The 18,562-nt window shown below is 61.4% G+C and carries 19 protein-coding genes; 14 read left to right on the top strand and 5 right to left on the bottom strand.

The genetic code is table 11. From position 1 onward, the window contains the following. Positions 1 to 18: 18 nt before the first annotated feature. Positions 19 to 318 carry a YciI family protein gene (locus B3C1_RS13235; RefSeq protein ID WP_008485415.1) on the top strand — a complete coding sequence of 100 codons (300 nt, stop codon included), beginning with the start codon at positions 19 to 21 and terminating at the stop codon, positions 316 to 318. Between the two features lie 29 nt (positions 319 to 347). On the opposite strand, the gene B3C1_RS13240 is transcribed toward B3C1_RS13235, so the two are convergent. Together B3C1_RS13240 and B3C1_RS13245 are read right to left on the bottom strand one after the other, a co-directional pair. Continuing rightward, entirely contained in the window at positions 348 to 1,208 is an 861-nt protein-coding gene (locus B3C1_RS13240; RefSeq protein WP_008485417.1) for an NAD(P)-dependent oxidoreductase, read from the bottom strand. Beyond that, positions 1,205 to 2,761: an FGGY-family carbohydrate kinase gene (locus B3C1_RS13245; RefSeq protein ID WP_008485418.1), complete on the bottom strand. Its 1,557-nt coding sequence runs from the start codon at positions 2,759 to 2,761 to the stop codon at positions 1,205 to 1,207. The genes B3C1_RS13240 and B3C1_RS13245 overlap by 4 nt, the downstream gene beginning before the upstream one ends. Positions 2,762 to 2,852: 91 nt before the next feature. Here B3C1_RS13245 and B3C1_RS13250 point away from each other — a divergent pair, with 91 nt between their 5' ends. From B3C1_RS13250 to cdd, 4 genes are read left to right on the top strand one after another with little or no spacing between them, the layout of a single operon-like run. After that, positions 2,853 to 3,197, top strand: coding sequence for a CidA/LrgA family protein (locus tag B3C1_RS13250; protein WP_008485419.1), 345 nt, complete (start codon positions 2,853 to 2,855; stop codon positions 3,195 to 3,197). Further along, positions 3,190 to 3,882 (top strand): LrgB family protein, encoded by a 693-nt coding sequence (locus B3C1_RS13255; RefSeq protein WP_008485420.1) that lies wholly within the window; start codon positions 3,190 to 3,192, stop codon positions 3,880 to 3,882. Before B3C1_RS13250 ends, B3C1_RS13255 begins: the two co-directional genes overlap by 8 nt. Then, positions 3,879 to 4,868, top strand: coding sequence for a 2-hydroxyacid dehydrogenase (locus tag B3C1_RS13260; protein ID WP_008485421.1), 990 nt, complete (start codon positions 3,879 to 3,881; stop codon positions 4,866 to 4,868). The genes B3C1_RS13255 and B3C1_RS13260 overlap by 4 nt, the downstream gene beginning before the upstream one ends. A 4-nt stretch (positions 4,869 to 4,872) precedes the next feature. Continuing rightward, positions 4,873 to 5,751, top strand: coding sequence for a cytidine deaminase (gene cdd, locus B3C1_RS13265; RefSeq protein WP_008485423.1), 879 nt, complete (start codon positions 4,873 to 4,875; stop codon positions 5,749 to 5,751). Here the strand turns inward: cdd and B3C1_RS13270 are convergent. Together B3C1_RS13270 and B3C1_RS13275 are read right to left on the bottom strand one after the other, a co-directional pair. Then, a complete protein-coding gene (locus B3C1_RS13270) occupies positions 5,748 to 5,930 on the bottom strand; it encodes a type II toxin-antitoxin system antitoxin (RefSeq protein WP_008485425.1) in 183 nt (60 codons plus the stop codon). The genes cdd and B3C1_RS13270 overlap by 4 nt on opposite strands. A 3-nt stretch (positions 5,931 to 5,933) precedes the next feature. After that, complete coding sequence (locus tag B3C1_RS13275; protein ID WP_008485426.1) at positions 5,934 to 6,788, bottom strand: SPFH domain-containing protein; 855 nt, start codon at positions 6,786 to 6,788, stop codon at positions 5,934 to 5,936. Between the two features lie 125 nt (positions 6,789 to 6,913). On the opposite strand from B3C1_RS13275, the gene B3C1_RS13280 reads away from it, so the two are divergent. From B3C1_RS13280 to B3C1_RS13310, 7 genes are all read left to right on the top strand, one after another. Further along, the gene (locus tag B3C1_RS13280) at positions 6,914 to 7,954 is read left to right on the top strand and encodes a hypothetical protein (protein ID WP_008485427.1); all 1,041 of its coding nucleotides are present in this window, start codon (positions 6,914 to 6,916) and stop codon (positions 7,952 to 7,954) included. Positions 7,955 to 8,018: 64 nt separating this feature from the next. Next, positions 8,019 to 8,771, top strand: a complete 753-nt coding sequence (gene tpiA, locus B3C1_RS13285) for a triose-phosphate isomerase (RefSeq protein WP_008485428.1) — start codon at positions 8,019 to 8,021, stop codon at positions 8,769 to 8,771. Between the two features lie 124 nt (positions 8,772 to 8,895). Then, positions 8,896 to 9,828, top strand: coding sequence for an isopenicillin N synthase family dioxygenase (locus B3C1_RS13290; protein ID WP_008485429.1), 933 nt, complete (start codon positions 8,896 to 8,898; stop codon positions 9,826 to 9,828). A gap of 350 nt (positions 9,829 to 10,178) precedes the next feature. Continuing rightward, positions 10,179 to 12,266: a winged helix-turn-helix domain-containing protein gene (locus tag B3C1_RS13295; protein ID WP_156804544.1), complete on the top strand. Its 2,088-nt coding sequence runs from the start codon at positions 10,179 to 10,181 to the stop codon at positions 12,264 to 12,266. 155 nt (positions 12,267 to 12,421) lie between these two features. Beyond that, entirely contained in the window at positions 12,422 to 13,489 is a 1,068-nt protein-coding gene (locus tag B3C1_RS13300; protein WP_083858336.1) for an OmpA family protein, read from the top strand. A 62-nt stretch (positions 13,490 to 13,551) separates the two neighbouring features. After that, positions 13,552 to 14,160, top strand: a complete 609-nt coding sequence (locus B3C1_RS13305; RefSeq protein ID WP_008485434.1) for a DUF502 domain-containing protein — start codon at positions 13,552 to 13,554, stop codon at positions 14,158 to 14,160. A gap of 62 nt (positions 14,161 to 14,222) precedes the next feature. Further along, complete coding sequence (locus tag B3C1_RS13310; RefSeq protein WP_008485436.1) at positions 14,223 to 16,007, top strand: DUF885 domain-containing protein; 1,785 nt, start codon at positions 14,223 to 14,225, stop codon at positions 16,005 to 16,007. Here the strand turns inward: B3C1_RS13310 and B3C1_RS19455 are convergent. Continuing rightward, a complete protein-coding gene (locus B3C1_RS19455; RefSeq protein WP_008485438.1) occupies positions 15,981 to 16,550 on the bottom strand; it encodes a putative metalloprotease CJM1_0395 family protein in 570 nt (189 codons plus the stop codon). The genes B3C1_RS13310 and B3C1_RS19455 overlap by 27 nt on opposite strands. Positions 16,551 to 16,719: 169 nt before the next feature. Here B3C1_RS19455 and yfbR point away from each other — a divergent pair, with 169 nt between their 5' ends. After that, the gene (gene yfbR / locus B3C1_RS13320) at positions 16,720 to 17,277 is read left to right on the top strand and encodes a 5'-deoxynucleotidase (protein ID WP_237750997.1); all 558 of its coding nucleotides are present in this window, start codon (positions 16,720 to 16,722) and stop codon (positions 17,275 to 17,277) included. Beyond that, a complete protein-coding gene (locus B3C1_RS13325) occupies positions 17,240 to 18,553 on the top strand; it encodes an anti-phage deoxyguanosine triphosphatase (protein ID WP_008485440.1) in 1,314 nt (437 codons plus the stop codon). Before yfbR ends, B3C1_RS13325 begins: the two co-directional genes overlap by 38 nt. The last annotated feature ends 9 nt before the right edge of the window (positions 18,554 to 18,562 follow it).

The raw sequence follows: 18,562 nt of genomic DNA on the forward strand, positions 1-18,562 counted from the left end.
CCAGCAGAGGATCCCTCGATGCTTTACATGATTGTCGGCGAAGACGTTGCCCAGTCCATGAGCAAACGCCAGCAGGCCCGTCCCGACCACTTGGCCCGGCTGGACGCCTTGCAGGCCCAGGGCCGGCTGGTGCTGGCCGGCCCTAACCCCGCTATCGACAGCGACAACCCCGGTGATGCGGGCTTTAGCGGTTCTTTGATTGTGGCCGAGTTCGACAGCCTGGAAGCGGCACAGGCCTGGGCCGACGCCGATCCCTATGTGGCCGCCGGCGTTTACGCCAAGGTCTTGGTCAAGCCCTTTAAAAAGGTGCTGCCCTGATAAAAAAACGCGGCCAAGGCCGCGTTTTTTCATTTCTGGTTTTGCAGCCTGGCCAGCAGGCTGGAGGTGTCCCAGCGGCTGCCGCCTAGGCGCTGCACGTCGGCGTAGAACTGATCTACCAGGGCGGTCAGGGGCAAGGGGCTGCCGTTCTTGCGGGCCTCAGCAAGGGCGATGGCCAGATCTTTACGCATCCAGTCCACCGCAAAGCCAAAGTCGTATTGGCCCTTGTCCATGGTCAAGGCGCGGTTTTCCATCTGCCAGCTCTGGGCGGCCCCTTTGGAGATAACCTCCACCACGTCGACCACGTTCAGCCCCGCCTGCTGGGCAAAGTTGACCGCTTCGGCCAGGCCCTGCACCACACCGGCGATACAGATTTGGTTGACCATCTTGCACAGCTGGCCAGAACCGGCTTCGCCCAACCGCTTGATTTGCTTGGCGTAGGTTTTCAAAACCCCTTCGGCCTTGGCATAGATGCCGGCGTCGCCGCCCACCATGATGGTCAGCTGGCCGTTCTCGGCGCCAGCCTGGCCACCGGAGACGGGGGCGTCCAGAAAGCCCAGTTGTTTGGCCTTAAGGGCCTGGTGCAGCTCACGGGCCACTTCGGCGCTGGCGGTGGTGTGGTCCACCAGAATGGCGCCCGGGGCCATGGTGGTGATGGCTTCATAGGCCACGGCCCGCACGTCGTCGTCATTGCCCACGCACATCATCACCAGTATGGCGCCCTTGGCCGCCTCGGCCGGGGTTGCTCCCAGGGTGCCGCCGTGCTGGGCGACCCATTGCTCGGCCTTGCTGGTGGTGCGGTTATAAACGCAGACCTCAAAGCCCGCCGCTTGCAGATGCCCGGCCATGGGATAGCCCATAACGCCCAGCCCCAGAAATGCCACTTTCATGCGTCTTCCTTCCAATTTAACAGCCGCCGGTACAAAGGCCTGAGCTTGCCATAAAGCGGCCGGTAAATCTCCCGGTACAGCCGCTGATACGCCGACTGGTGCGCCGGCTGAGGCCAAAACACCTCCCCCTGATGGCACATGGCCTGAGCGGCCTCCCCAAGGTTTGGATACCAGCCCAGCCCCACCGCCGCCGCCATGGCCGCCCCCAGGCCGGAGGCCTCGAAGGTGTGAGGGCGGCTGACCGGGCGGCCCAGCACGTCGGCCAGAATTTGCATCACGGTATCGGACTGGCTGCCGCCCCCGGCCACCCGGATCAGCTGATGGCGCTGGCCCTTGGCCTGCTCGATCCGCTCCAGGCCGCTTTTAAGCGCGTAGGCGATGCCCTCGATAAGGGCCCGGTAGAGGTGGGCACGGCTGTGGCTGTCGGTGAGCCCCACCAGGGCACCCCTGGCCTCGGGACCGGGATAGATAACCCCCGGTGCCAGGTGGGGATCGAACACCAGGCCGTCGGCCCCTGGGGGGACGGCGCGGATCAGCTCTTCCACCAGCTCTTCTGGGGAACGGTCCTGGCTTTGGGCGGCATCGGTTTCGGCCTGGCCAAACTCGGCCAGCAGCCAGCGCAATAGCCAAAAACCCCGGTTGAGCTGGATCTCCAGGCAATATTGCCCCGGCGTCAACGACGGATAAGGGGGCAGGAAGGATACCGCTTCGCGGTAACGGTCACTGAGGCCGGCAATGGTGGCGGTGGTGCCAAGGCTGATGGCAAGGGCCGAGGGGTCCACCACGCCGCAGCCCGCCACTTCCGCCTGCTTGTCACCCCCCGCCGCGTAAAGGGGCAACCCTGCCGGCAGGCCGGTTTGCGCCGCCGCGTCCTCCGACAAACAACCCAGCAAGCCGCTAGGGGGCACCAATTCGGGCAGCTGCTCTGGGCGCACCGCCAAGGCCCGCCATTTCCAGTCCCAGAACGAAGCCCAGCGCTGGCGCCGGTAGGAAAAGGGTAAAAAGCCCACCTGCCCGGCCACCGAATCGCGGTATTGGCCGGTGAGTCGCAAGGTCAGCCAGGCTGACAGCAACCCCACCTTGGCAGCCTGGCCATGAACCTTGGGCTGGTTGGCCGCCACCCAGTTGAGCTCAGCTTCCCGCTGGAAATGGCGCACCGTTTTCAGCTGCCCTATGGCCCCAAGGGCCAGCCGCCAATACCAGGGTAGCGCCGGTATATGCTGGGCCCGGCGCCGGTCGGGCCAAACCATGGCCGGGCGCAGGGGTACACCTTGTGCATCCAGGTGCAGCACGGTGCTGCGCTGGGTAGTGAGGGCCACGGCGGCGATGTCGCTTGGGGCTACGCCGCTTTTTGCCATCAGCTGGCGGCTGGCCTGGCACAGGGCCTGCCAGAAGCGCTCCGGGTCCAGTTCGGCGCGGCCGTCCGGCCCCTGCTCGAAAGGCGGGTTCAGAATATGTTGGGTCTTGAAGTGCAGCTGGCCCTTGGCGTCAAAGAGCAGGGCCCGCACCGACTGGGTGCCGTTGTCCAAGGCCAACAGGTAGGAGGGGGTCATGGCAGGGTCTTTTACCTTGGCAGCGCCTTGCATCAAGGCAGCGGAATGGGTGATAACATGCCTGTAAAAGTCGCCCTATATCAACACGCTGATGCATTTTATCCGCGCCGCCCTGGTCCTGTTGGCTTGCCTTTATGTCGGCAAGGGCCTGGTGGCCCTGACCCATATCCCCATTCCCGGCAGCATCCTTGGCATGTTGCTGCTGTTTGTGCTGCTTTCTTCGGGGCGCTTGCCCCCCGCTTGGGTCAGCCCGGTGACCATCCCCCTTATCCGCCATATGACCTTGCTGTTTATCCCGGCCGGGGTGGGGTTGATGGACCACCTGGGGCTGCTGGGCAGCCATGTTCTGGTGCTGGTGGGGGCCACCTTGTTGTCGACCTGGGCCCTTATCCTGCTGGTGGGCTGGTTTCACCAAAAGAGGCAGGCCCATGATTGAACCGGCCCTGCTGCTGATGTTGACCCTGGGGCTCTACTGGGCCTTTCGCCTGCTCCAGGCCAGAGTCCAAAGTCCCTTGGTCAACCCGGTGCTGCTGGCCGTTGCCCTGTTGGTGCCGCTGCTGCTGTGGCTGGACATTCCCTATGAGCGTTACATGGTCGGTGGCCAGGTCCTCAATGCTTTGCTGGAACCGGCGGTGGTGGCCTTGGCCTACCCTATGTATCAGCAGCTCGATCTTATTCGGGCCCAATGGCGGGCCCTTCTGACAACCTGTGTTCTGGGAGTGCTGCTGGCCCTGACCTTGACCCTGGCACTGGCCTGGGCCCTTGGCGCCGACAAGGCAGTGGCCCTGTCCATGGCCCCCAAGGCGGTGACCACCCCCATTGCCATGGGCATTAGCCAGCAAGTGGGGGGTATCGCCTCCCTGACCGCCGTCTTGGTGATCATCGCCGGTATCGCTGGCGCCGTGCTGGGGCCCTGGTTGCTGGATAAGGCCAAGGTCAACAGCCCCCAAGCCAGGGGCCTTGCCATGGGCTGCGCCGCCCATGCCATAGGCACGGCCCGAATGGTGGACGAAGGACCTGAAGCGGCCGCTTTTTCCGGCCTGGCCCTTAGCCTGTGCGGGCTGATAACGGCCCTGGTGGCTCCCTGGTTACTGCCCTTACTGACGGAGTGGATGCCATGAAGGTTGCTGTATTTTCTGCCAAAGCCTATGACCAGGCCGCCCTGGCCAAAGCTGGGCCCCAATACCACTGGGATTTCCTTGAACCCAGGCTGGACCAGGGCACGGCCCAGCTGGCCAAGGGCGCCAAAGCGGTGGTGGCCTTCGTCAACGACGACCTCAGCGCCCCGGTATTGACCGCCCTTAAGGCCCTGGGGGTGACCATGGTAGCGCTGCGCTGCGCCGGCTTTAACAATCTGGATCTGGCCGCCGCCGACACCCTCGGCATCCGGGTGGCCAGGGTGCCGGCTTACAGCCCCGAGGCCGTAGCCGAACATGCCGTGGGCCTGATGCTGATGCTCAACCGCCACCTGCACAAGGCCTACAACAGGGTTAGGGAAGACAATTTCAGCCTGGACGGCCTGTTGGGCTTTAACCTGCACGGCAAGACCGTGGCCCTTGTCGGGGTTGGGGCCATTGGCCTGGCCACTGCCCGTATCCTGGCCGGCTTCGGCTGCAAGCTGCTGGCCTCTGATCCCAAACCCAACCCGGCCTTCACCGCCCTTGGGGGTCAGTTCATGCCCCTGGATGAAGCCCTCGCCCAGGCCGATGTCATCAGCCTCCATTGCCCCTTGACCCCGGACAGCTACCACCTGATCAACGCCCGGCGCCTGGGGCTGATGAAGCCGGGTTTGATGTTGATTAACACCAGCAGGGGTGCTCTACTGGATACCCAGGCGGCCATCAATGCTCTGAAGACGGGGCAATTGGGGTACCTGGGACTGGATGTGTATGAACAAGAGGGAGACCTGTTTTTTGAGGATCTCTCCAACCGCATCATCCCGGATGATGTGTTCCAGCGGCTGCTGACCTTCCCCAATGTGGTGATCACGGGACACCAGGGCTATTTCACACAGGAAGCCTTAAGTGCCATCGCGTCTACCACTGTCGACAACCTCGACGCCTTTGGGCAGAACAAACGCAGCGGCAACGAACTGACCAAGGCTTAATTGGATGAACAACACACTGCTAGCGGCTTCATTGCCGCTTTTGCCGTCGGCCCTGCAACAGCCGGCAACCGACTGGCTGGCCACCCGCCCCTTCGCTGCCCGCCTGGCTCCAGAACAGGTCCAGCATTGGTGCGCCCTCAGCGGCCTGGACAAAGATCAGCTGATGCTGGCCCTGCTGCCCCTGGCCCGCTGCTTTGCCCATGCCAGCATCTCCGACTTCTACGTGGGGGCCATAGTCGAGGGCCAAAGCGGTATCTGGTATTTCGGGGCCAACCAGGAATTTGCCGGGGCCACCCTGGGCATGACCATTCACGCCGAACAATGCGCCATCAATCATGCCCGTCAGCAAGGTGAGCAGCAGTTGGTGACCCTGGCAGTCAACTACAGCCCCTGCGGTTATTGCCGGCAATTTATGAGCGAGATATCCCAGGATCTGAGCCTGCGGGTATTGCTGCCCGGCCGCCCGGCCCTGACCCTGGCCGATTACCTGCCGGACGCCTTCGGGCCCTGGGACCTGGACAAGGAAGAGCGGCTGCTGGCGCCACGCCAGCACAGCCTGGCCACCACCAGTACCGATCCCCTGCACCAAGCCGCCGCCAAAGCCGCCAGCCAAAGCCATGCCCCTTACACCGGCACCCTGGCCGGAGTGGCATTGCAGATGGGCAGTCAGGTAGTGACCGGCACCTATCTTGAAAATGCCGCCTACAATCCTTCCCTGCCGCCTTTGCAAGGGGCCCTTATCCAGGCGGCCATGGCCGGTATTCCCTGGCAGGCCAGCCGGCTGGTGCTGGCCCAGCGCCAAGGCAAGGTGGATCTCAAAGAAAGCACGGCCCAGTTGGCCAAGGCCCTGGGCCTGCCAGCACCGCAAGTGCTGCCCCTTTAATCGTCCCCTTCCTGCACCACCTTTGGCAGGGGCGGCTTTAGTCGCCCCTGCTGGTACAAGGCCTGGCGCAACAGGTATTCAATCTGGGCGTTCATGGAGCGCAGCTCGTCGTCCGCCCAGCCTTGCAGGGCCGCCAACACCTTGTCGTCAATCCGTAAGGGATAGGCTTTCTTGGCCATGACTCAGTACAGGCTACCGGCGTTGACCACCGGCTGGGTGTGGCTCTCACCGCACAGCACCACCAACAGGTTTGACACCATCTGGGCACGGCGCTCGTCGTCCAGCTCTACTATCCCCTGGCTTTTCAGCTGCTCCAGCGCCATCTGCACCATGGACACGGCTCCTTCTACCACTTTGGCCCTGGCGGCCACCACGGCAGCGGCCTGTTGGCGCTTGAGCATGGCCGAGGCGATTTCCGGGGCATAGGCCAGGTGGGAGATGCGGGCTTCTATAACCTCCACTCCGGCCTTGTCCAGCCGGTCTTGGATCTCGGTTCTGAGCTGCTCGGCAATGTCCTGGGTGTGGCTGCGAAGGGCCACCTCCCCTTCTTCGTGCTGGTCATAGGGGTAGGAGCTGGCCAGGTTGCGCACCGCCGCTTCCGATTGGATGGACACAAAGTCCTCAAAGTCGTCCACTTCGAACACCGCTTCGTAGGTATCCACCACCCGCCATACCACAACGGCGGCGATCTCAATGGGGTTGCCGGCGGCGTCATTGACCTTGAGCTTGTCGCTCTCGAAGTTGCGGATCCGCTGGGACACCCGCTGCTTGCTGTAGAAGGGATTGGCCCAGCGCAGCCCAGGGGTTATGGCAGTGCCGGCATAGCTGCCAAACAGCTGCAATACCTTGGCCTCGTTGGGAGCCACCATGAAAAAGCCGAACAGGCTGACGATGGCACAAAGGCCCACCAGGGCCGACAACAGCTTCCAGGCCAGGCCTGGCATAGCCGCCGCTGCCAAAAAGGACAGCAGTATCAAAAGGGGCAGTACCACCAGCATCAGGTAACCGGACGCAACCTTGCGACGTTGTTCTTTCATCCTAGAATCCTCCAAATTGATATCAATTAGATATCTATATGAACTTTATCACCCCGTCAAGCCGTTGTCCCTGTCGTCGGCCTTTGGCATTCTTGGGCCTTTGTCATTACCGGCCTGTACATTCCATGAGCCTTCCTTTTGTCATCAAAGCTGGCGCCAGCGCCCGTCAGCGCCTGCTGGAGCAGGACTTTGCCCCTGAACTTTTCAGCGCCATGCTGGGGGCCTCCGGGGGCCCCAAATGGTTTGTGCTGTCCGGCCTTGACCAGTTTCTAGGTGGGGAGTTTTTGGCGGGCAGATCCCTGGACCTGCTGGGCAGTTCGGTGGGAGGCTGGCGCATGGCAGCCCATGCCAGCGCCGATCCGGTGGCAGCCATAGTGCGCTTTCGCGACTTTTACCATCACCTGTCCTACGCACAAGGTGCCACACCCCGCCATATCTCCGATTCGAGCCGGGCCATGGTGACCACCTTGCTGGGCAGCCGTGGCGCCGAGGAGATCGTCGCCAACCCCCTCAAACAATTGCACCTGGTGACTGCCGGTTGCAAAGGCTTGCTGCAAAGCGAGCGCAAAGGTCCGCAGATGCTGGGCCTGGGCCTGGCAGCCCTTGGCAATGTGCTGCACAGGCGTAGCCTGGGGGCTTTTTTTAGCCGCAGTATCTTCCACACCGGCAGCCAGCCCCATTGGTTTGGCACCGGCGATCTGCCCACCGAATACCTGCCCCTGACCCAACGCAATTTGCCCAAGGCCCTGGAAGCCACCGGCGCCATCCCCCTGGTGCTGGAAGGGGTCGCCTTGGATGGCAGCCGTCATAAGGTGCACCGGGACGGTGGCATCATCGACTACCACTTCGACCTGCCCTTTCACACCCAAGGCCTGGTGCTCTACCCCCATTTCTATCCCCAGGCCATTCCAGGCTGGTTCGACAAGGGCCTCAAGTGGCGCAAGCCCAAAGCCGCCCATTACGACAACGTGGTGATGGTGGCGCCGTCGCCGGCCCTGGTGGCCGAACTGCCCTATGGCAAGATCAGCGACCGCAAGGATTTCGAGCAGTTGGATGATGACAGCCGTATCCGTTATTGGCAGGAGGTGATCGATGCAGGCAATCGTTTGGCCGACAGTTTTGCGGCAAGCCTCAAAAACGGCCAATGGCGCCAAGCCCTGCTTTAAGCTGTGGTATCCTCTCGCGCCATAATAAAGACCAAGACCCTACAAGCTAAGGAGATCACTCAGGATGCGACGTCCACTGGTGATGGGAAACTGGAAGCTGCACGGCAGCAAGGCTTCTGTGGAAAAACTGCTCGTCGAGCTGATGGTCAAGGCCAATGAAGTCGAAGGGGTAGAGATAGCCGTCTGCCCGCCCTTGGTGTTTGTGGGCCAGGCCGAACGCCTGCTGCGCTACAGTCAAATAGCCCTGGGCGCCCAGAACATCGACGTCAACCGCCAGGGTGCCTTCACCGGTGAAGTTGCCGCCGACATGCTCGGTGAGTTTGGGGTACGTTATGTGCTGGTTGGCCATTCCGAGCGCCGCGCCATGCACCATGAGAACGACGACCTAGTGGCCCGCAAGTTTGAAGCGGTCAAGGCCGCCGGCCTTATCCCGGTGCTCTGTGTTGGCGAAACCCAGGCCGAGCGCAACAACGGCGAAACCAAAGATGTCATCGGCCACCAACTGCAAGCCGTGGTCAAGCGCTGTGGCCGCAAGGCCTTTGACAATGCGGTGGTCGCCTACGAGCCGGTTTGGGCTATTGGCTCCGGCCAGGCCGCCAGCCCAGTCGATGCCCAAAAGGTGCACGAGTTTATCCGCGCCCAGGTGGCAGCCCAGGATCCGGCCAGTGCCCAGGCCCTGCGCATCCTCTACGGTGGCTCGGTCAAGGCCAGCAATGCCCAGGCCCTGTTCATGATGGACGACGTAGACGGCGCCCTGGTCGGTGGGGCCTCGCTAGACGCCCAGGAATTCAGCGGCATCTTCAACGCCGCCCTGTAAGCCAAAGAAACCGTCGTCAGGCGGTTTTTTTCTGCCCACACCGCTTGCCAGCCCCCGCATCCCTGACTAGGATCCCGGGGCTTTTTTGGCTTCACGCAATCGATTTGATAATAAGGAACAGACAATGGCTTCCATTCCTCATATCGACATGAGTCGTTATGACAACGATTTCGATGCCCTGGTGCAGGATATCGGCAAGGGTTACGAGTCTTTCGGCTTCGTTGCCCTAACCCAGCACGGGATCAGCGACGATATCATCCACGGCGCCCTGGATATCAGCCGGGAGCTGTTCGCCCTGCCGGAAGAAACCAAGAAAAAATATCACCTTAAAGGCAAGGGCGGCGCCCGTGGCTACACTCCCTTTGGCACCGAGATCGCCAAGGACGCCAAGCACGTCGACCTCAAAGAGTTCTGGCACGTGGGCCGTGAGCTGGAAGGCCAAGCCCCCTACCCCCAGCTGACTCCCAACGTCTGGCCCGAAGAAGTGCCGGCTTTCAAAACCCGCATGCTCGACCTCTACCAGGCCCTGGATGCCCTGGGCAACAAGGTGCTGGACGCCCTGGCCGTTTACCTCAAACAGCCCCGCGACTTCTTCAGAGACAAGGTCAACCTGGGTAACTCCATTCTGCGCCCCCTGCACTATCCGCCCATCATCGACGAAGGCACCCCTTCGGTGCGCGCCGCCGCCCACGAAGACATCAACGTGCTGACCCTGCTGGTAGGCTCTCGCGAGCCGGGCCTGGAAGTGCTGGCCAAAGACGGCAGCTGGATTGAAGTGTCCATCATCGAAGGGGCCATCATCTGCAACATCGGCGACATGCTGCAGCGTATGACCAACTACCTGCTGCCCTCCACCACCCACAGGGTAGTGAACCCGCCCATGCCCTTTAGCGCCAACTCCCGCTATTCCATTCCCTTCTTCCTGCACTTCAACCCGGACGTCATCATCGACGCCCTGGACAGCTGCGTCAGCGAAGACAGGCCCAAGAAAGACCCCGCCATCAGCTCTGACGACTACCTGATGGAGAGGCTGCGGGAAATCGGCCTTATCAAGTAAATGCAAAAAGGCGCCACAAGGCGCCTTTTTCAGATAAAAAAAACGGCTTCCCGAAGGAAGCCGCGAGGTGCGTCCAAAAAACCGCTGGATGTCCAGGGTTATATAGCGATGCGACATTGGTTGGGGTGCCTTGGGTTCCCGTGTCTCCCTCTCCCTTGCCTGGCTTGCCGACGAATCGGCCGGCCAAATTGCACGGGAACTTTGGGGCGCCTCATGCCAACGCCATCTCAGGTTGCCCTGTTGACCAAGGAAGGGCATGATAAACAGGTGAGATTTTTGTGATCTTTTTATTTTAAAATAAAAATCAAGGACTTAGATTGACGAACGGTGCCCCTCCTCTGGTTGCAGAGGTGAAGACAGCGTTCCGGATTGGGGAGTGGTTGGTCCGTCCGGGCCTGCATCTCATCAGTAAGGACGGCCAGGAAATCACCCTGGAACCCCGTGCCATGGCCATACTGACCCTGCTGGCCCGCCACGCCGGGGAAGTGGTTAGCCGTGACCAGCTGCTGGACGAAGCCTGGTCAGACGTTATTGTTTCCGACAACGCCCTCAACCAGTTTATCGTCAAGCTGCGCCGTGCCCTGGGGGACGACGCCAAACAGCCCCGCTACATTGTCACCGTGCCCAAAAAAGGCTACCGCCTGGTGGCACAGGTGGAAGACGTGGTGCTCGAAGCCCCCCGGCTGCCCCCTTCCCTGGTGCCCGGCAGTGAAGAGCGCCCCAAGACCTATCGCAGCCTCAAATACGGCACTTTGCTGGTGTTGCTGTTGCTGTCCCCATTTATCGGCAAGCTCTTTGCCGAACTGGCCTTTAGTCCCAATTTCACCGAGCGACTGCAGCTGACCGCCCAGCCCGGGGAAGAAAGCCAGCCGCAGTTTTCCCCCGGCGGCCAATACCTGGCCTTTACCTACAGTGAGGATGACGGGCCACGTCAGCTTTACCTGCAAAGACTGCCGACCCCCGGTACCCGCTCTGTGTCCAAACCCCAGGCACTGACCGGCCTGGACGCGGATCGCCGCTCCCCGGCCTGGTCACCGGACGGCAATAGCCTGGCCTTTGTCTGGCGCCAACAACACCGCTGCGAGATCCGGGTAGCCCAGATAGATAAGGACAGTGCCACCCTGAGTGGGGAACATAAGGTAGCCCCCTGCCTGGACGAAAACGACAAGACCATGGTCCGCTTCGGCGGTGATGACCTGACCCTGTATTACAACCACAGGGCCAGCCCGGAAAAACCCTACCAAGTATACCGGCTGCGGCTGTCCACCGGCCAGGCCGTGCCCTTGACCAACCCTATCGATCCGGGCGCCGGTGACGTGGCCTTTGCCCTGTCCCATGATGCCAGCCAGCTGATGGTGGTCAGAGACAACCGCTGGCAAAACCAGGTGCTGATGTTCATGGAAGCCTCCCACGGCTACCACCTGCTGGCCATCTATATGACCGGCAGCCTGCACCGCAACAGTTTCAGCTGGGGCGAAGACATCAGTCACTTTTTCCTGATAGAGAAACCCGGGCGCCTGGAAAGGCTCGACAACAACCTGCTCAGCCAGAACATTCTCTCGGATCTGCCCATTCATGGCCCCGTCTACGAACCCAGTCACGACCAAATGGTGGTGGTGCAGGGGGAGTCTGAGCTGGATATCTACAAGACCGCCAACCCCTTCTTTACCCCTGACGCCAAGGCCCAGGCCCTGGTGAATTCCGACGCCGAAGAGTATGCCCCCAGCTTCGGCCCGGACGGCAAGACCCTGTATTTTGCCTCAAGGCGTACCGGCCGCAGCCAATACTGGCGGATGACCGAAACCCTGCAGTTGCAGCTTACCGACTTTGACGAAGACAATCGCCTCGGCCAGCTGCATTTCAACCCGCAGGTAGCTGTGGCCAACGGCAACGTGGATTTGTTGCAGTTCGACACCGAGGAGTCGCGCTGGCGTGAAACCCACCTGCTGAGCGATTACGGCGGCGCCAACCCCCGCTGGAGCCGGGACGGCAAGCACCTCTATTTTGCCTCCAATGCCAGCGGCGACTGGCAGATCTGGCGCTGGGACAGGTCCAGCGACCAACCCACCCAGATCACCCGCTCTGGCGGCTATTGCGGCCAGCCGGACGACAAAGAGCAGTTTTTATACCTGACCCGGGTCCACACCCCCGGCCTTTGGCGCATGAACCTGGCCGACGGTAGCTTGGCCGAGGTGGGAACCAATATCACCTGGCAACGTTGCGACGGTTGGCAATTAGCCGGAAGCGGTATTTACTATTTAACCGACCGGGGTGAACAGCATATTCATCGTTACGATCTCAGCAGTGGAACCATTTCCGAAGTATTAAAATTACCTCAGGGTTACCAGGCACAATTTGATATTTCACCGGACGAGTCCGAAGTGCTTTATACCCTGCCAAAAAAGCACCAGTCAGAGTTATTGTTACTGCGCCGTTAAGGATACAGGGGTAGCAGACCATGCTCGCTTAATCGCAGCTAAACCCTTATCCAGTTTCAGATTGTCGCTTTTTTCAATTCTTGCCTAAACTTTCCCCCGACGTGACTACCCCGAGTCACGATATTTTTGCTTTTTCCTTTTTGCAGGGAGTGATTATGAAAAAGGTTAGCGCTTTTCGTTTGTCTGCTGCTGCCACTCTGTTGGCTTTGACTTTCGGCGCTCATGCGTCCGCAACTAAAGAGGATCTGGCCGGCCGAGTTTATTTGGGTGGCCACATTGGTGCCATGGATCTGGACTCGGATCGCATGGTGAGCAAAGGCTCCAGCGTTTATGAGCCGTCACAAGACTTCAAAACCTTCGTGCCTGGCCTGGAATTGGGTTACCGCATCAGCCCCAACTGGGAAGTGCGCGGTTACTACGACTACCTGCAGGCCGACCTGCGCGGCACCGGCTCTTCCGGTTACGGTGAGTCTTTCGGTGCCGACGTGCTGTTCAACATCACCGACAACTTCTACACCGGTCTGGGTATCAACCGCACCAATGTCGAGCAGCTGCACGACACCTTCGCCCGCCTGACCGTCGGCTACCGTACCTTCCTGGACGATAACCTGGCCTTTAAAGTCGAAGCCGCCGCCCAGCAGGACGACAGCAACTTCACCGACTACCTGGCCAACGTCGGTATCCAGTACTTCTTCGGCTCTGCGCCGCAAAAAGCCGCTCCGGCTCCCAAGCCGGCCCCGGCTCCCGTGGTAGTGGATTCCGACAAAGACGGCGTACCGGATGAGAGCGATGCCTGCCCCGGTACCCCGGCCAACTACAAGGTCGACGAGCGCGGCTGTACCAAGTACGAAACCGAAACCGTGACCGAGAAGCTGCTGGTGAACTTCGACACCAACTCCGCTACCGTCAAGCCCCAGTACTACCCGGAGCTCCAGCGCGTAGCCACCTTTATGAAAGACTTCCCGCAGCTGGACGTGGTGATTGAAGGCCACACCGATGACACCGGTGCCGCCGACTATAACCTCAAGCTGTCAGAGCGCCGCGCCGCCTCCGTCGGTGAAGCCCTGGCCAGCCAGTTTGGTATCGACCGCGCCCGCATCAAGACAGTGGGTTACGGTGAAGGCCGCCCGACCATGGAAGGCACCAGCAAAGAAGCCCGTGCGGCCAACCGCCGTATCGAAGCCAAGCTGTCCGCCACCAAACGGGTACCGGAAACCAAATAACGAAGTCAGTTGACCTGACCAAAAGGGGGGCTTTAGGCTCCCCTTTTTTATGGGAAGAAACCATGTTCAAACCCCTGCGTTGGCTGATCCAGGGCTTCCTGATCACCGCCCCCGTGCTACTGACCGTCTACCTGGTCTGGGCCCTTTATGTGTATTTCAACGAGGCGTTGTTTAAGCCCATCGCCGCCCTGCTCGAGCCCTTGACCGGTGGCCCCCTGCCCCATTGGCTGGTGGCGCCGGTCGGCCTGGTGCTGACCCTTGCCATCATCATGGCCATAGGTCTTCTGGCCGGTAACTTCCTTGGCCGCCAGCTGTTCAACCTGGTGGACAAGGTGATGGAGCGACTGCCCGGGGTCAAACTCCTCTATGGCGCCATCAAGGACGTACTGGGAGCACTGATGGGCCAGGACAAGCGCTTTTCCAAGCCGGTGCTGGTCAGGATCAATGGCGATATCGAAGTGATTGGCTTCGTTACCCGCGACAGCCTGGAAGAGCTTGGTCTGGAAGGCCGGGTCGCCGTTTACCTGCCCCAGTCTTTCAACTTTGCCGGCAACCTGGTGTTGGTGGCCAAAGACAAGGTAACGCCCCTGGCGCTTTCCGCTTCCGAAGTGCTGCCCCTGGTGGTGGCCGGTGGCGTTTCAAAACAGGGAAACGGCCATTCGTCCCGCTGAGGCTTGCCAAGGGGCTGGCCTTGCTGGATGCTTTTTGACGACTCATTTAGGGATAACGATCAATGAAAAGAACCCTCCTTTGCCTGGCCCTGTCCAGCGCCCTGCTGGGCTGCGCCAGCCACAGCGCCAATGAACCCGTCGCCGCCGTGGCCACCCAAGGCCAGCAGCAGGCCTTCGACGCCCTGGTCAATGACTTCATTCCCGCCTTCTGGCAGCAATACCCCACCTGGGGCCTCTATGTAGGCCACGCTGAGCACGCCGGTGATCTGGAGATCCCCACCGCCCAGGCTCGCGCCAAAGACCTGGCTTTCGTGGCCCTTTGGGAGCAAAAACTGGCGGCCATCGATATCCAGGCCCTGGCTGCCCCCAAGCAAATCGACTATCTGCTGATCAAGAACCAACTGGGCAGCATCCGTTTTGGCATAGAAGAGCTCAAGTCCTGGCAGTGGGACCCGTCCGAGTACAATGTGGCCGGCGGCATCGCCCAACTGGCCACCGGCAGCTTTGCCCCCCTGGAAGTGCGCCTTCGTGCCATCAGTGAGCGCCTGGCCAAGACCCCGGCTTATTACGCCGCCGCCAGGAGCAACATTCAAAACCCCACCCTGGAACACACCCAATTGGCGGTAGTCCAGAACCAGGGCGCTTTTTCCATTATCAACGACGACCTGCTGGCCCAGGCCAAAAGCAGTACCCTTAGCGATGCCGAGAAGGCCCAGTTCGAGAAGGCCTACCACAAGGCCAAGGCCGCCATCAAAGCCCAGATAGACTGGCTGCAAGCCCTTGAGAGCGACCTTGAAGAGCAAGGCAATGCCCGCTCCTTCCGCCTGGGTGAAGATCTCTACGAGAAGAAGTTCGCCTTCGACATCCAGTCCGGCCTCACCGCCAAAGAGCTGTACAACAAGGCCCTGGCCGACAAGGCAGCAGTGCTCAAGGAAATGAACCGCATCACCGACCAGCTGTGGAGCCGCTACTTCCCCGGCCAGCCGCGCCTGGCAGGCAATGCCGGCGTCAAGAAGCTCATCGACAAGCTGGCCAAACGCCACGTGGCCCGGGACGGTTTCGTCGACGCGGTCAAGGCCCAGATCCCCGAGCTTGAAGCCTTCGTCAACCAGCACCAGCTGCTGACCCTGGATCCCAACAAACCCCTGGTGGTGCGGGAAACCCCCGAATACATGCGCGGCGTGGCCGGCGCCTCCATTTCCGCCCCTGGCCCCTACGACAAGGGCGGCAACACCTACTACAACGTCACCCCGCTGGACGGCATGACCGACGCCCAGGCCGAGAGCTACCTGCGCGAGTACAACCACTGGATGCTGCAGGTGCTGAACATCCACGAAGCCATTCCCGGCCACTATGCCCAGTTGGTGTACTCCAACCAGTCACCCAGCCTGGTCAAAAGCCTGTTTGGCAACGGTGCCATGGTGGAAGGTTGGGCGGTGTACGCCGAGCGCATGATGCTGGAAGCCGGTTACGGCAACAATGAGCCCGAACTGTGGCTGATGTACTACAAGTGGAACCTGCGCACCATCTGCAACACCATCCTCGACTACAGCGTCCATGTGCTGAACATGAGCGAAGACAAGGCTCTGGATCTGTTGATGAACGACGCCTTCCAGGAAGAAGCCGAAGCCCGTGGCAAGTGGCGCCGGGTCAGCCTGTCACAGGTGCAGCTGACCAGCTATTACGCCGGCTACCGGGAGATTTACGATTTTCGCGAGGCCCAGAAAAAGGACCTTGGGGACAAGTTCGACCTGAAGGCCTTTAACGAGCAGTTCCTGAGTTACGGCTCATCGCCGGTGCGCTACATCAAGGCGCTGATGTCAGGCCAGGAGATCCAGGCCCAGTGAGCCTTTAACATTGGCAACACTTTCATAGGCACGCTGCGGCGTGCCTTTTTGTTGCACCGCTTCCTGCTGCTGGGCGGCGATACTGGCCCTGGCATCGGCCATCATGCGCTGGGCTTCCCCCGCCACCCGCCTGTCCTGGGCCGAGGGTTCGGCCGGGGCCAGGGCGGCCCGCAATATGGTCTGGGCCTTTTCCAGGGTTGCCTGGGGATCGCCGGGCACCGGCGCCGTATCGACACCGGTTTCTCCTTCTACCGCATAGCGCCGCCCGTCACTGCCCCGCTCGTATTGCAGGGAGATACCTTGGGAATAAGGGCCGGCGGCACTCTGGTGGGCTTGTTCGTGGGTGCGGACTTCCTGGTCCCGGGCCTTGAGCTGTTCAAGCTGCTGGGCCTGCGCGGCAGAAGGCACCGCCTGGGCGGTGAGGTTCTGGGACCGTTCCTGTTCCTTGTCCCCCAGCAGGGGGTTGCCAGCCAGGGCTGGGTTAGGGGTCGCCTTGGCGTCCAAGTCCAACGGGGCGTAATGGGTACTGATACTGGTGCTCATCCGGGCCTCCTGCCGCCAAAGCCGGCATACTGGTCTTAAGGGTATCGGAGCTTGCACCCCGGCGCCACTAGTGTTACCTCTGGTGTGAGCCAGTTCTTAGGAGCCTGTTTTGGCCAGTCACCTCTTTGCCCAACTCGCCCGCCTGCGGCTCATCCGCCGCTGGCCCCTGATGTACAACGTCCACCCCGAAAACGTCGCCGAACACAGCCTGCAGGTGGCCATGGTGGCCCACGCCCTGGCCCTTATCAAAAACCAGTGCTTCGGCGGCCAGCTCGACCCCAACAGGGTAGCGACCCTGGCCCTCTTTCATGACGCCTCCGAGGTGCTGACCGGCGATCTGCCCACCCCGGTCAAGTACTACAACCCGGCCATCGCCGACGAATACAAGAAGATTGAGGCGGTAGCGGAACAGCGGCTGGTGGCCATGGCCCCGCCGCCCCTCAAGGCGGCCTACCAGGCCCTGTTTGTGGCCTCCAGCGACGAAGCCGAACTGCACAGCCTGGTCAAGGACGCCGACATCCTTTGCGCCTACCTTAAATGCCTGCAAGAGCAGAACTTTGGCAACCACGAATTCGGCCAGGCCAAGCGTCGCCTGGAAGCCATGCTGGCCCAGCGCATGAACGACCCCATCCGCTACTTCCTGGACGAGTTCGTGCCCAGCTTCTCCCTTTCCTTGGATGACATCGCCGATGACCCAGAACACAGCCTGGCTCGCCAGGGCCAGTGAGACCCAAACCCAAAGGGCAGAAGACCACCGCTCCCCCTTCCAGCGGGACCGGGCCCGCATTCTGCACTCGGCGGCCTTTCGCCGCCTGCAGGCCAAGACCCAGGTATTGGGGGTGGGCCAGAGTGATTTCTATCGCACCCGCTTGACCCACTCCTTGGAAGCGGCCCAGATAGGCACCGGCATCCTCGGCCAACTCAAGCGCAAGCAGCCGGCCTACGGCGAGCTGTTGGGGGAAGACGCCCTGCTGGACGCCCTTTGCCTGGCCCACGACATCGGCCACCCGCCCTTTGGCCATGGCGGCGAAGTGGCCCTTAACTACCTGATGCGCAGCGACGGTAACTTCGAAGGCAATGCCCAGACCCTGCGCATCCTCGCCAAGCTCGAACCCTACACCGAAGGCCACGGCATGGATTTATGCCGGCGCACCCTGCTGGGGGTGTTGAAGTACCCGGTGCTGCAAAGCCAGGTGCGAGGCGAGCAGGCTGCGGCGCCAGCCAATGCCCGCCAGCTCAAGGCCGGCGACTGGTACCCGGCCAAGGCCATCTACGACGAAGACCAGGACTGCCTGGACTGGATCCTCGCTCCCCTCAGTCCCGCCGACCGGGACCGCTTTACCGCCTCGGTGGCAGCCGGGCGCCACCGCAAGGCCAGCTACAAGTCCCTGGATTGTTCCATCATGGAACTGGGGGACGATATCGCCTACGCCATCCACGACATGGAAGATGCCATCGTCATGGGCCTGGTGAGCCGCGACGCCTGGGACAGCGACGTCACCGCGCACCTAAAAGCCCTGGACCTGCCCTATGTAGGCCCGCAGTTGGATAGCCTCAGCCAGCATCTTTTTTCCGGCCAGCACCATCTTCGCAAACAGGCCATAGGCGCTTTGGTCAACAGCCTTATTACCGCCGTGTCCCTGCATCAGGTGGAAGGCTTCGAAGCGCCACTGCTGGCGGTTAATGCCGGCCTGCCCGACGCCCACGGCGCCGCCCTCAAGGTGTTCAAGGACTTTGTCTACAAGCACGTGGTGCAACGCCCGGAGTTGCAGCTGCTGGAATACAAGGGCCAGCAGATCGTCATGGCCCTGTTCGAAGCCCTGGCCTCGGATCCGGCCCGGCTGCTGCCAGACAACACCCGTGGCCGCTGGCAGGCGGCAGGGCAAAGCCCCAGGGTCATCGCCGACTATATCTCCGGCATGACCGACGAGTACGCCAGCCGCCTCTACGGCACCCTGTTCCTGCCCAAGGTAGGCACGGTGTTTGAACGCCAGCCCCATTGAAAAAGGCGC

Source organism: Gallaecimonas xiamenensis 3-C-1 (genome assembly GCF_000299915.1).
GTDB classification, from domain to species: Bacteria; Pseudomonadota; Gammaproteobacteria; order Enterobacterales; family Gallaecimonadaceae; genus Gallaecimonas; species Gallaecimonas xiamenensis.